The 13,458-nt window shown below is 73.2% G+C and carries 6 protein-coding genes; 3 read left to right on the top strand and 3 right to left on the bottom strand.

Annotation, left to right across the window (positions count from 1 at the left end; all coding sequences use genetic code 11):
• Nucleotides 1-33: 33 nt before the first annotated feature.
• Both OG912_RS09465 and OG912_RS09460 read right to left on the bottom strand, forming a co-directional pair.
• Nucleotides 34-1,620 carry an alpha/beta hydrolase gene (locus tag OG912_RS09465; protein ID WP_327708966.1) on the bottom strand — a complete coding sequence of 529 codons (1,587 nt, stop codon included), beginning with the start codon at nucleotides 1,618-1,620 and terminating at the stop codon, nucleotides 34-36.
• Between the two features lie 101 nt (nucleotides 1,621-1,721).
• The gene (locus tag OG912_RS09460; protein WP_327708965.1) at nucleotides 1,722-4,553 is read right to left on the bottom strand and encodes a lysylphosphatidylglycerol synthase domain-containing protein; all 2,832 of its coding nucleotides are present in this window, start codon (nucleotides 4,551-4,553) and stop codon (nucleotides 1,722-1,724) included.
• A gap of 221 nt (nucleotides 4,554-4,774) precedes the next feature.
• On the opposite strand from OG912_RS09460, the gene OG912_RS09455 reads away from it, so the two are divergent.
• Nucleotides 4,775-5,179 (top strand): MGMT family protein, encoded by a 405-nt coding sequence (locus OG912_RS09455; protein WP_326738603.1) that lies wholly within the window; start codon nucleotides 4,775-4,777, stop codon nucleotides 5,177-5,179.
• Nucleotides 5,180-5,408: 229 nt separating this feature from the next.
• Complete coding sequence (locus tag OG912_RS09450) at nucleotides 5,409-8,861, top strand: ATP-dependent helicase (protein WP_327708964.1); 3,453 nt, start codon at nucleotides 5,409-5,411, stop codon at nucleotides 8,859-8,861.
• A 65-nt stretch (nucleotides 8,862-8,926) separates the two neighbouring features.
• Here OG912_RS09450 and OG912_RS09445 read toward each other — a convergent pair whose 3' ends face one another.
• Nucleotides 8,927-9,832 (bottom strand): SAM-dependent methyltransferase, encoded by a 906-nt coding sequence (locus tag OG912_RS09445; RefSeq protein WP_327708963.1) that lies wholly within the window; start codon nucleotides 9,830-9,832, stop codon nucleotides 8,927-8,929.
• A 172-nt stretch (nucleotides 9,833-10,004) separates the two neighbouring features.
• Here OG912_RS09445 and OG912_RS09440 point away from each other — a divergent pair, with 172 nt between their 5' ends.
• The gene (locus tag OG912_RS09440) at nucleotides 10,005-13,451 is read left to right on the top strand and encodes an ATP-dependent DNA helicase (protein WP_327708962.1); all 3,447 of its coding nucleotides are present in this window, start codon (nucleotides 10,005-10,007) and stop codon (nucleotides 13,449-13,451) included.
• Nucleotides 13,452-13,458: the final 7 nt, after the last annotated feature.

Here is a 13,458-nt window from a genome sequence, read left to right as displayed (position 1 = left end):
TCGCGCCCATGGTAGGCGCGCGGGCCGGCACGCCTATCCGCAGACCGTCCCGTCGGCCGGCACCTTTCCGTCCAGGAGGTAGCCGCCCACCGCCTTCTGCACACAGGCGCTGCCGCTGTTGTACGCGCCATGGCCCTCGCCCTTGTACGTCATCTCCACGCCGACGCCCTCGCCCAGTTCCTCGGCCATCGCCTTCGCGCCCGCGTACGGAGTCGCCGGGTCACCGGTGTTGCCGATGACCAGGACGGGCGCCGCGCCCCCGGCGCTGACGTCCGGGGTGTCCCAGGCGCCCGCCACCGGCCAGCCGGTGCACGCCATCAGGCCCCAGCCGAGGTAGTCGCCGAAGACCGGTGAGGCGTCGTGGAGCGCGGGAAGCTTCGCCTTGGTCTGGTCGAGGGTGAAACGCTCCTTGGAGTCCGCGCAGTTGATGGCGGTGTTGGCCGCGGCGGAATTGTCGTAGTGGCCGTCCTCGGAGCGCCCGTTGAGGGAGTCCGCGAGAGCGAGGAGCAGCGCGCCGTTGCCGCCGTCCGCCTCGTCCACACCCTGCTCCAGCAGGGGCCAGGTCTCCTTGGAGTAGAGCGCCGCCGCGATGCCGGTGGTGGCCTGCGTCTGCGTCAGCTTCCGGGAACCGATGCCCGGTACGGGCTTCTTCTCCAGCCGGTCGAGGAGGCCGGACACTCCTTGTTCGACCTCCTCGGCGGTGGCACCGGGCAGCTTGCAGGCGTCGCCCCGGTCCACGCAGTCCGCGGCGAAGTTGTCCAGGGCGAGCTGGAAGCCCTTGGCCTGGCCGAGGGAGGACTGCTCCGCGTCCTCGGTCGGGTCGACCACCGCGTCCAGGACCGATCTGCCGACGTGTCCGGGGAACAAGTGCGCGTAGACGCCGCCCAGTTCGGTTCCGTACGAGATGCCGAAGTAGTACAGCTTGTCGTCGCCGAGCACCTGACGCATCAGGTCCATGTCGCGGGCGGCGTTCGTCGTCCCCACGAAGGGGAGCTCCTTGCCCGAGTTCTTCTCGCAGGCGTCCGCATACGTCTTCGTGTCCTCGGTGAACGCCTTCTCCTCCGCCGCGTCGTCGGGCGTGCCGTCGCCCTCGTACCGCGCGTCCAGCTGCGCGTCGTCCTCGCACTCCACGCCCGCGCTGCGGCCGACTCCGCGCGGATCGAAGCTCACCAGGTCGTAGCGGGTGCGGAGCTTGTCGTACTCCGTACCGAAGGCGGGCAGGGTGGCGACACCGGAGGCGCCGGGGCCGCCGAAGTTGAAGATGAGCGAACCGATCCGCTTCTTCGCGTCCATCGCCTTCGCGCGGACGAGCGCCAGCTCGATGGTGTCGCCTTCCGGCTCCGCGTAGTCGAGCGGGACGTTCATGAACGAGCACTCCCAGACGGCCCCGCCGGGCAGCGGGGAGGGCGAGGCTCCGCCGCCCTGTGCCTGGGAAGGTGCCGGGCACGGCGTCCACTTCAGCTGCTGGGATGCGAGGCCGGCGGGGGTGGTGGTCGCGGCAGTCCCGGCGGCGTGGGGCGAGCTCTCCCCGCCACCCCCGTCCGAACAGCCGGCGAGGGGAAGCAGCACGGTGACGGCGCCGGCGAGGGCCGCGGCGCGCAGGGCAGGGGAGGTCCTCATCGCTCCATCGTGCGGCGGCGCCCCGGGGTGCGCACGGGGCGCCGGTCCAAACGAGAGGCCCCCAGAGCCTCTCGTCTGGATCATGCTGGGCCCGCGGGGCCCTAGAGCTCGCCCTTGCGCGTCAGATGGTTGAAGCAGAGCCAGCCGGGAAGCACCGGCAGCCACAGCGTCATCAGGCGGTACAGCAGCACCGCGGGCGCCGCGACCTCCTTCGGCAGGCCGACCGCGATCAGACCGAGGGTCAGCGCGCCCTCGACCGCACCCATACCGCCCGGGGTCGGGGCCGCCGAGCCCAACGCGTTGCCGGCGAGGAAGACCACCGCGATGCTCGCGTAGCTGAGGTGCGGGGTGTCCGGGCCGCTGAACGCCCGGACCGACGCGTCCAGGCACATCACGAACAGGCCGGTCAGCAGCAGCATCCCGCCGATGCCGGTGAGCAGCTTCTGCGGCCGCTGTACGACATCGAGCATGCGCGGTACGACTCCGGCGAACAGCGACCGCACCCGGGTCACCACGAACTTCCGCAGGAACGGGATCGCGGTGACCACCAGCACTAGCACGGCGACCGTCAGCAGCCCCGCGATCACCGTCCTGGACGGGGTGAGCGAGGACGGCGTCTTCTCCGTACCGGTCAGATAGCCGAACGCGGCCAGCAGCACGATGTGGCAGCCGAGCCCGAACAGCTGAGAGGCGCCGACACTCGCGACCGCGAGCCCCGGACGCACGCCGGAACGCTGGAGGAACCGGGTGTTCAGCGCGACACCGCCCACTGCGGCCGGGGCCACGATCTTCACGAACGAGCCGGCGACCTGCGCCAGCACCGTCTTGCCGAACGGCACCCGCTCGGGCACGAAGCCCAGCAGGCTCATCGCCGCCGCGATGTAGCTGAGCGCCGAGAAACCGAGCGCGGCCGCCACCCAGCCCCACTCCGCCTGCTCGACCACCGCACCGAAGTCGGCCTCGGTGACCTGCGAGATCAGGAAGTACGCGGCGATGGCACCGGCGATGAAGCTGAACAGGGTGCGCGGCTTGATGCGCTCCAGACGGACCGGCTCGACCGGGGCCTGCGGCCGGATCAGCAGCACTTCCTGGCGGATCTGGGAGAGCAGATCCTCCTCACGGGCCCCGTCCAGCGCGTCGTCCATGGCCCGCTTCTCGGCCTGCTTCTCGGTGCGCTGCGACTTGCGGCCGGTCCTGTGGCCGGCGTCGTCGGTGTGCTCCGCTTCCTGCGACCGGGCCCGCTTCGCCGCGTCCGAGGCGTCCAGTACCGCCTCGCGTTCGCGCTGCGACCGCTCCCGGGCGAGCCTGCGCAGGTGGGCGCGGGTGGAGCGGCTGAGCGCGATCGGCTGGAGCAGCGGCAGACAGTCGGCGACGGCGTCCGGGCCGAGTACCGCGAGCGCGGACGCGACCGCGCGCTCGGCGCCCACCCGGAGACCCGTGGTGGTGAGCAGTTGGGCGACGTCCATCCGCAGGACCAGATCACCGGCCGCGATCTCGCCGCCGCGCAGATCCGTGACGAACACCTTGCCGGAACGATCCACCAGGATGGCGTCACCGGTGAGCCTGCGGTGCGCGATCCGCCGCGACTGGAGCGCCTGCACCTGACGCCAGGCGCCGCGCACCAGGTCGTCGGTGATCTCGGAATCCTCCAGGGCGTCCAGCGAACGCCCGCCGATGTGCTCGTACACCAGCATCACGGCGTCCGGACCGAGCTCGGAGGTGGCGATCAGCTTGGGGGCGTTGGCGCCGGCGGCGATCGCCGCGTACGCGAGCAGCGCCTCCTGCTCCAGTGCCTGGCGCAGCGACTGGATGGAACGCCGCTGGGTGATGCCGCGCAGGGTGAGCCTGCGCCACACACGGTAGAAGAAGCCCTGCGCCTGTTGTTCGCGGTCCACGACCGTCACGTCGAGCGGTGGGCCGTCCTCCAGCGAGACCACGTAGCGGCGCCCGCGGTCGCTCTGGTCACCCGAGTCGGGCGCGTCGTCGGCCCGCATCGCGGTGACCGGGCGGAAGCCGACGTGGCGCAGACCGGCCATCAGGTGCTGGCCGGTCGGCCGGACGTTCGGCGAGCCGACCGTGTACAGCGTGCCGTACGCGACCGTCCAGCCGATGAGCACCGTGAGGATGATCGAGAGCGGGGTGGTGTACCCGCCGACCAGCATGGTGAAGGCGTCGAGCAGCAGCACCACCCACAGCACGACCCGCCACCGTGGCCGTCTCGCCATGCCGACCGCGGTCATATAGGCGATCACCGGGGCGAGATAGCCGTGTACGGGGTCGGTGAGCGCGTCACCGGGCTGGGGCTGGGTCAGGGCGTCCTGAATGGTGCCGGACGCGGAATTGGACACCCACAGATCCGTGGCGAGCGTCACCCCGTGCGCGAGCACGGCGGCCAGGACACCGTCCGCGATCCGCAGCCCGTCGCGTTTGATCAGCCGCTCGATGGCGAAGGCCACCGGGACGAGCAGCACGGCGATGCTGGAGACGAGGCCGGCGATCTTGATGAGCAGATCGGGCGCCTGTCCGGTGCCCTTGTTGATGTCCTGTTCGAGGCCCGCCGTCGTGCCGTGGGCGAATGCGGCGACGGCGAACAGCACGACGATCGCGAGGACCCCGATGAGGAGCCGCAGCAGATCGGAGGGGCGGTGCACCCGGGCGGGGAGCAGGGGTTCGTCGCCCGAGACACGGTCGGACAGGGCCGCCTCGGCGGTCGAGAGCGTCGAGCCGTCCAGATGATCCGGGTAGGTCTGCGGGTCGTCGGCGCCGGGCCGGTCCGAGGGGGTCTCAGGGGCGGATCCGGACCGGTCCGAGGGGACCTCAGGGGCGGATCCGGACCGGGCCGAGGAGGCCTGCGGGCGGGCGCCGGGCTGCTGCCCGTTCTCCTCGGGGTGCGGCTCGGCATCAGAGGCGTCGGCCGCCTTCGGTGGCTGCACGCCCTGCTCCTTCGTCGCCTCTGATTGGTCTTCGTCTTCTCGTATCACCGGTCACCGCCCGCATGATGGTGGCACGGCCGGCGGGCGGAGGGGGGCATCAGGGTGCGATGCGGGGGCGCGCGATGCGCAAGATACGCTCCATTCCGCCCCCGCGCACACTCCGTGTCCGGCCGGACACGGAACAGGCCGGAGTGTCGGCGGCGTACGGCAGGATGGGCCGGATGAGCGAACACCCGACGAGCGACGCGTTGCCGGAGTACGCGGAGCGCGTGCTCGACGTCGCCGAACTGATCCCGCCCGGCCGCGTCATGACCTACGGCGACATCGCGGAGTGGCTGGGGGACGGCGGGCCGCGCCAGGTCGGCCGGGTCATGGCGCTGTACGGGGGAGCGGTGCCGTGGTGGCGCGTGGTGCGCGCCGACGGTGCGCTGCTGCCCGGCCACGAGCTGCGGGCGCTGGATCACTACCGCGAGGAGAACACCCCGCTGCGCGAGGCCTCGCGCTCCGCGGACGGCCACGTGCCGCGTCTCGACATGCGGCGCGCACGGTGGGACGGCGGGGCGACGGGCGGCGCACCGGGCGGGCCGGGCACGGAGGGCGACGGCGGCGGGGGATCTCACACCTGACAGCTTCGGCCATCCGGCGGCACATCGGGCGGAGCCGGGCCCGTGCGACGCACAGGAAGCGTGCAGCGGAGACAGTGCCCGGTCCTTCCGCCCGGCGGAACGTGACGATCCACGCATCCGTCCCGCACCAATCGGCGGCCTCGCCGGAGTAGCGTCGTCAGTTCGCGGCACGCGCCGCACCCTCATCTCCAGCACCCCCAGCACACCCACCAGGACCGGCGATCCCCACGTGAGCTCCTCCTCCACCACCCGGAACAGTCCGCACCGTCAGGCACGGCGTCGGACCACGGGCGCGTACCGACTGGTGCGTACCCTGCCGGGCTCCGTGGAGCCCCCTCTCCTTGACGCCTCGCAACGCGCGGTGGTTGACCACACCGGCGGCCCGCTGCTGGTGCTCGCCGGGCCCGGCACCGGCAAGACCACGACGCTCGTCGAAGCGGTCGCCGCCCGTATCGCCCGGGGCGGCGACCCGGCCCGCATCCTGGTCCTCACGTTCAGCCGCAAGGCCGCCGTCGAGCTGCGGGACCGGATGGCCGCCCGGCTCGGCGCCGTCCGCGGACCGCAGGCCACCACGTTCCACTCCTTCTGTTACGCCCTGGTGCGCGCCCATCAGGACGCCGACCTCTTCGCGGACCCGCTGCGGCTGCTCTCCGGACCGGAACAGGACGTCACCGTCCGCGATCTGCTGGCCGGCCAGCTCGACCTGGAGAAGGAGGGCCACGACCACATCCGCTGGCCCGACGAACTTCGGGCCTGCCTGACCACGCGCGGCTTCGCCGACGAGGTGCGCGCCGTACTCGCCCGCAGCCGTGAGCTGGGCCTCGGCCCGGAAGCCCTGGCCGACTTCGCCCGGCGCACCGGCCGGCCCGACTGGGGCGCGGCCGCCGCGTTCCTCGCCGAGTACCTCGACGTCCTGGACGCCCAGGGGGTGCTGGACTACGCGGAGCTGGTCCACCGCGCGGTGCTGCTCGCCGAGCGCCCCGAGGTGGCGGGGCTGCTGGCCGGCAGTTACGACACCGTCTTCGTCGACGAGTACCAGGACACCGACCCGGCGCAGGTGCGGCTGCTGCACGCGCTGGCCGGCAACCGGGGGAGCACCCCGGGCGGCGGCGGTGGCCGGAACCTGATCGCGTTCGGCGACCCGGACCAGTCGATCTACGCCTTCCGGGGCGCCGATGTGAACGGCATCCTCGACTTCCCCGACATGTTCCGGCGTGCGGACGGCGACCCGGCCCCGGTCGGCGTCCTCACCACCTCGCGGCGTTCCGGGGACCGGCTGCTCGCCGCGACCCGCCTCCTCACCCGCCGGATGCCGCTCACCCGGCTGCCGTCGGCGAAGGTCCGCGCCCACCGGGAGCTCGGCGCGGTCCGCGAGGGCGGCAGCGTCGAGACGTACACCTACCCGACCGCGTCCACGGAGCTCGACAACATCGCCGACCTGCTGCGCCGGGCGCATCTGGAGGACGGGGTGCCGTGGCGCGAGATGGCGGTCCTGGTCCGGGCCGGCGGCCGCACCATCCCCGCGGTGCGCCGGGCCCTGACCTCGGCGGGCGTCCCGCTGGAGGTCGACGGCGACGACCTGCCCCTGCGCCACGAACCGGCGGTGGCCCCGCTGCTGACGGCCCTGCGCACGGTGGCCGCGGCGGCGCTGCGCCGGGGCGCGGACGCTGCTGCGGACACAGGCGCGGACACGGACACGGGCGCGGACACGGGCGCGGACGCGGACACGGGCGCGGACACGGGTGCGGACACGGCGGCCGAGGACGAGGCGGGACCCGAGACCCCGGCCTCGGCCCCGGCCCCCGGACCCTGGCTCGACACCGAGACGGCGCTCACCCTCCTCGCCTCACCCCTCGGCTCCATGGACGCGGCCGACCTGCGCCGGCTCGGCCGGGCCCTGCGCGACGAGGAGCGCGCCGCCGGCAACCGGGTGCCCGCGCCCTCCGGCGAACTGCTCGCCCGGGCGCTCGCCGAACCGGAGCGGCTCGTGGCGCACGACCCGGCGTACGCCCGCGGCGCCCAGCGCCTCGGTGCACTGCTGCGCACGGCGCGCGAGCTCCTCGAAGCCGGCAGCACCGCCGAGGAAGCGCTGTGGGCGCTGTGGTCCGGCACCCCGTGGCCGGCCAGGCTGGAGCGCGCCGCGCTGCGCGGGGGCGCGGGCGGGCGCAACGCCGACCGCGATCTCGACGCCGTCTGCGCCCTCTTCGACACCGCGGCCCGCGCGGAGGAACGCACCGGCGGCCGTGGCGCGCTCAACTTCCTGGAGGAGGTCGACGCCCAGGACATCGCCGCCGACACCCTGTCCCGGCGTTCCGTGCGGCCCGACGCCGTACGGCTGATGACCGCGCACCGCTCCAAGGGCCTGGAGTGGCGCATGGTCGTCGTCGCCGGAGTGCAGGAGGGCCTCTGGCCCGACCTGCGCCGCCGCGGCTCGCTGCTCGAAGCGGACCGGATCGGCCGCGACGGCATCGCCGAACCCCTCACGCCCGGCGCACTCCTCGCCGAGGAGCGCCGGCTCTTCTACGTCGCGGCGACCCGTGCCCGTGAGCGCCTGATCGTCACCGCGGTCAAGGCCCCCGCCGACGACGGCGACCAGCCGTCCCGCTTCCTCGCCGAGCTCGGAGTCGAGCCCCGCGACGTCACCGGCCGCCCGCGTCGCCCCCTCGCCGTCGCCGCCCTCGTCGCCGAGCTGCGCGCCACCACCGTGGACCCCGGCGCCTCCGACGCGCTGCGCGAGGAGGCCGCCCACCGCCTCGCCCGGCTCGCGGCGCTCAGTGACGACGAGGGGCAGCCGCTCGTACCGTCGGCCCACCCCTACCGCTGGTGGGGCCTGTACGAACCGACGCGCTCGGCCGTCCCGCTGCGCGACCGGGACCAGCCCGTCGCCCTGTCCGGCAGCGCGCTCGACCAGCTGGCCAACACCTGCGCCCTCCAGTGGTTCCTGGGCCGCGAGGTGAAGGCCGACGCCCCGGCGACCGCGGCCCAGGGCTTCGGCAACGTCGTCCACGTACTGGCCGACGAGGTGGCCTCCGGCCGTACGCCCGCCGATCTGACGGTCCTCATGGAGCGGCTCGACTCGGTCTGGGACGGGCTGGTCTTCGACGCGCCCTGGAAGTCGCAGCAGGAGAAGCAGCAGGCCCGCATCGCCCTCGAACGCTTCCTGCACTGGCACGTCATGGACCGCACCGGCCGCACCCCGGCCGCCAGCGAGCACGATTTCGACGTGACGCTGGAGGCGGGGGAGTACGAGGTGCGCATCCGCGGCTCCATGGACCGCGTCGAGCGCGATGCCGAGGGCCGCGCCTACGTCGTCGACTTCAAGACCGGCAAGCAGTCCCCGACGAAGGACGAGGTCGCCCGCCACCCCCAGCTCGCCGTGTACCAGCTGGCGGTCCGGGAAGGCGCGGTCGACGAGGTCTTCGACGGCATGCGCCCCGAATCCGGGGGCGCCGAACTCGTACAGCTGCGCCAGCCCGCCCCCAAGAAGGAGGGCGGCGACGCCGTCCCCAAGGTGCAGGCCCAGGAGCCGCCCGACACCGAGTGGGTCTCCGATCTCCTGGCGACCGCCGCCGGCCGGGTCCTGGACGAACGGTTCACCCCAGCGACCGGCCAGCACTGCACCCACTGCACCTTCAGGGCCTCATGCAGCGCGCAGCCGGAGGGCCGGCACGTTCTGGAGTGAGCCGCGCCCGGCCAGGGCGGGCACGGCACGTCCTGGAGAGAGCCGCGCCCGCCCCGCCCGGGGCCTCAGGGCTTGCGGGCCATCACTCCGTACACACTGACGTCCGCGTCCGTGACGTCGTTGATCCCCTGGTAACGCGTCCGGTCCAGCTCGTCCAGTCCCGCCACGAACTCCGGATCCGGGTCCGCGGACTCGGGCAGATCGACGACCTGCTCGGGACGCCAGCGGTGCACCGGGACGACTCCGGGGTCGAGCATCTCCAGACCGTTGTCCGTCACGAAACGCTCGACCTGCGCGTGCGAGCGGCGGACCATGGCGAAACCGCGCTCCTTGAACGCCTTCGTCACCTGTCCGACCTGCTCGGGATTGAGGTCCGAGCTGACATTGCTCAGTACGAGAAAGCTGCCGGGCGCCAGTGCGTCCAGGAGCTGCTCGACGATCGGGTAGGCGGCCTCGTCCTCGATGAAGTGGAGGACGGCGGCGAGGACGAGGGCGACGGGGCGGTCGAGGTCGAGGGTGCGGCGGGCGGCTTCGAGGATCCTGGCGGGGTCGCGCAGGTCCGCCTCGATGTACTCGGTGCGGCCCTCGGGCCCGCTGGTGAGCAGGGCCTGCGCGTGCACGAGGACGACCGGGTCGTTGTCGACGTACAGCACCCGCGAATCGGGGGCGATCGACTGGGCGATCTGGTGCACGTTCTGCTGGGTCGGCAGCCCGGTCCCGACATCCAGGAACTGCCGGATGCCGTCCTTCGCGGCGAGCGTGACCGCCCGCCGCATGAAGTCCCGGTTGTGCCGCACGGTGAGATACCCGCGCGGATTGGCGGACAGGGCCATGGCCGCGGCCTCACGGTCGGCCGGGTAGTTGTCCTTGCCGCCGAGAAATACGTCATAGACCCGTGCGGGGTGCGCCTTCGTCGTATCGATCCGCTTCCTGAGCTCTGCGGCGTCAGTGGCGGGTGCGTCGGCGCTCATATGACCGTCCTCGTAAGGCTGTTGATGCGTTCAGTGGTGATCGGTGGTGATCAGATGCAACCTAGACCGGTCATGGGGTCCGGGGCGAGGCACTTCCCGGACTCCGCCGGGTCCCGCACGCCGCCCCTCGCGACTTCGTGGGTTGTCGGACCCGCCGGTTAGCCTCTGTGGAGTGACCTCGCGTATCACTGATCCCGAACAGCTCAAGGAGCTTCTCGGGATCCCCTTCACCCCGGAGCAGACGGCGTGCATCATCGCGCCGCCCGCCCCGCAGGTGATCGTCGCCGGAGCCGGGTCGGGGAAGACCACGGTGATGGCGGCCCGCGTGGTGTGGCTGGTCGGGACCGGTCAGGTCGCCCCCGAGCAGGTTCTCGGGCTCACCTTCACCAACAAGGCGGCCGGCGAGCTCGCCGAGCGCGTCCGCAAGGCCCTGATCGCCGCCGGGGTCACCGACCCGGACACCATCGACCCGGACAACCCCCCGGGCGAACCCGGCATCTCCACGTACCACGCCTTCGCCGGCCGGCTCCTCACCGAGCACGGGCTGCGGATAGGACTCGAACCCACCACCCGCCTCCTCGCCGACGCCACCCGCTACCAGCTCGCCGCCCGCGTGCTGCGCGCGGCGCCCGGCCCCTACCCGGCCCTGACCAGGTCGTTCCCCACCCTGGTCAGCGATCTGCTGGCCCTGGACGCCGAGCTCGCCGAACATCTCGTACGTCCCGAACAGCTCACGGAGTACGACACCGAGCTGCTCCGCGCCCTGGAGACCGCCAGGCTCAGCAACGCGGAACTGCGCAAGATCCCCGAGACCGCCGAGGCCCGCCGCGAGCTGCTCTCACTGACCAGCCGCTACCGGGAGGCGAAGCGCAGCCGCGACCTCCTCGACTTCGGCGACCAGATCGCCCTCTCCGCGCAGCTCGCCCTCACCCGCCCCGAGGTCGGCGCGATCCTGCGCGAGGAGTACCGGGTCGTCCTGCTCGACGAGTACCAGGACACCTCCGTCGCCCAGCGCCTCCTGCTCTCCGCCCTCTTCGGCAGCGGCCCCGACGGCACCGCGTCCGGGCACGCCGTCACCGCGGTCGGCGACCCCTGCCAGGCCATCTACGGCTGGCGCGGCGCCTCCGTCGCCAACCTCGACGACTTCCCGAGCCACTTCCCGCACGCCGACGGCACCCCGGCCGCCCGCTACTCCCTCAGCGAGAACCGCCGCAGCGGCGGCCGCCTCCTGCACCTCGCCAACGGACTCGCCGCACCCCTGCGCGCCATGCACGAGGGCGTCGAGGCCCTGCGCCCCGCCCCGGGCGCCGAGCACGACGGCCTCGTCCGCTGCGCGCTGCTGCGCACCCACGCCGAGGAGATCGACTGGCTCGCCGACTCCCTCGCCCACCTCGTGCGCACCGGCAAGGCCCCCGGCGAGATCGCCGTCCTGTGCCGCACCGCCGGTGACTTCCCCGAGATCCAGGCCGCGCTCGTCGCCCGGGACATCCCGGTCGAGGTCGTCGGCCTCTCCGGGCTGCTCCACCTCCCCGAGGTCGCCGACCTCGTGGCCGTCTGCGAGGTCCTCCAGGATCCGGGGGCCAACGCCTCCCTGGTCCGGCTGCTCACCGGCCCCCGCTGGCGGATCGGCCCCCGCGACCTGGCCCTGCTCGGCCGCCGCGCCCGCCTCCTCGTCCACCGCGCCTCCCACACCGACGACGACTTCGACCCCGACCGCCGGCTGGCCGAGGCCGTCGAGGGCATCGACCCGGCCGAGGTGATCTCCCTCGCGGACGCCCTGGACACCTTCCTCGACTCCGGCGGCGAACAGGACGACCGCCTGCCGTTCTCCGCCGAGGCCCGCATCCGCTTCGCCCGCCTGGCCACCGAGCTGCGCGACCTGCGCCGCTCGCTCGCCGACCCGCTGATGGACGTCCTGCACCGGGTCCTCGCCACCACCGGTCTGGAGGTCGAGCTCTCCGCCTCGCCGCAGGCCCTGGCCGCCCGCCGCCGCGAGACCCTCGCCAACTTCCTCGACGTCGCCGCCCGGTTCGCCGCCGTCGACGGGGAGGCGACACTGCTCGCCTTCCTCGGCTTCCTGCGTACCGCCGTGCAGTACGAGAAGGGCCTGGACAACGCGCTGCCCGGCGGCGAGAACACCGTCAAGGTCCTCACGGCCCACAAGTCCAAGGGCCTGGAATGGGACGTCGTCGCCGTCCCCGGCCTGGTCACCGGCCAGTTCCCCAGTGGCCAGTCCCGGGACGCCTGGACCTCCCAGTCCCACGTCCTCCCGCACGCGCTGCGCGGCGACACGGCCACGCTGCCTGTCGTCCACTCCCTCGACGCCAAGGGGCTCAAGGACTTCAAGGCGGAGATGAAGGAGCACCAGCACACCGAGGAGCTCCGCCTCGGCTATGTCACCTTCACCCGGCCCCGCACCCTGCTGCTCGGCTCCGGCCACTGGTGGGGCCCGAGCCAGAAGAAGCCGCGCGGCCCCTCGGCCTTTCTGGACGCGCTGTACGAGCACTGCGCGGCCGGGTACGGCGAGATCGAGGCGTGGGCGGACGAACCGGCCGAGGACGAGGAGAACCCGGCCCTCGGCGAGGCCACGGCCGACCACGCCTGGCCGCTGCCGCTGGACACCGCCGCGCTGGCCCGCCGCCGGGCCGCCGCGGACACGGTGATGGCCCATCTGGAGGCGCTGGCCACGGCGGGCCCGGTGCCCGAGGCGTACGCGGCGACGGAGCCGCCCCCGCCGGACGAGCCCGCCTTCGAAGAGGGCTTCCCGGACGACGAGCCGTTCCCGGACGACGAGCCGTTCCCCGAGGACGACCCCTTCCTGGACGACGCGCCCTTCCCCGATGACGACGACATGCCCCGGCCCCCCGTCACCCCGCACGTCCCGGCGGCCCGCGCCCCCGAGCGGGTGCCCGCGCGCCTCACCCCCGAGGAGTCCCGCACCCTCGCCTCCTGGGACCGCGACCTCGACGCCCTCGCCGGGGAGCTGCGCCGTGCCCGCGCCACCGTGCGCGACGTCCTCGTGCCCGCCTCGCTCTCGGCCACCCAGCTGCTGCGCCTCGCCGACGACCCCGACGGCTTCGCCCAGGAGCTGGCCCGCCCCATGCCCCGCCCCCCGCAGCCCGCCGCCCGCCGCGGCACCCGCTTCCACGCCTGGGTCGAGTCCCGCTTCGAGGAGCTGCCGCTGCCCATGCTCGGCCCCGACGAGCTGCCCGGCGGCGACGAGAGCGACGCCGACATCGCCGACGAGCGCGATCTCGCCGAGCTCAAGGAGGCCTTCGAGCGCACCCCGTACGCCCGCCGGACCCCGTACCGCGTCGAGACACCCTTCCAGATCACGCTGGCCGGACGGATCATCCGGGGCCGCATCGACGCGGTGTACCGCACGGGGGACACGTACGAGATCGTCGACTGGAAGACCAGCCGCACCAACACCGCCGACCCCCTCCAGCTCGCCGTCTACCGCCTCGCCTGGGCCGAACTGCACGGGCTGCCGCTCACCGACGTCACGGCCACCTTCCTCTTCGTGCGCAGCGGCGAGAGCGTCCGCCCCGCCCGCCTTCCCGGCCGCCCGGAACTGGAGCGCATCCTCCTGGACGAGCCACCTCCCGCGGGCGGATAAGCTGAAG

It is taken from the genome of Streptomyces sp. NBC_00464 (assembly GCF_036013915.1).
In the GTDB taxonomy this organism is placed as follows: domain Bacteria; phylum Actinomycetota; class Actinomycetes; order Streptomycetales; family Streptomycetaceae; genus Streptomyces.
This window is presented reverse-complemented; position numbering and strand designations above follow the sequence as displayed.

Bases quoted from the DNA above. Each gene is read 5' to 3' on its own strand.
- OG912_RS09465 (WP_327708966.1), bottom strand. From the start codon at position 1,620: ATGAGGACCTCCCCTGCCCTGCGCGCCGCGGCCCTCGCCGGCGCCGTC.
- OG912_RS09445 (WP_327708963.1), bottom strand. From the start codon at position 9,832: ATGAGCGCCGACGCACCCGCCACTGACGCCGCAGAGCTCAGGAAGCGG.
- OG912_RS09455 (WP_326738603.1), top strand. From the start codon at position 4,775: ATGAGCGAACACCCGACGAGCGACGCGTTGCCGGAGTACGCGGAGCGC.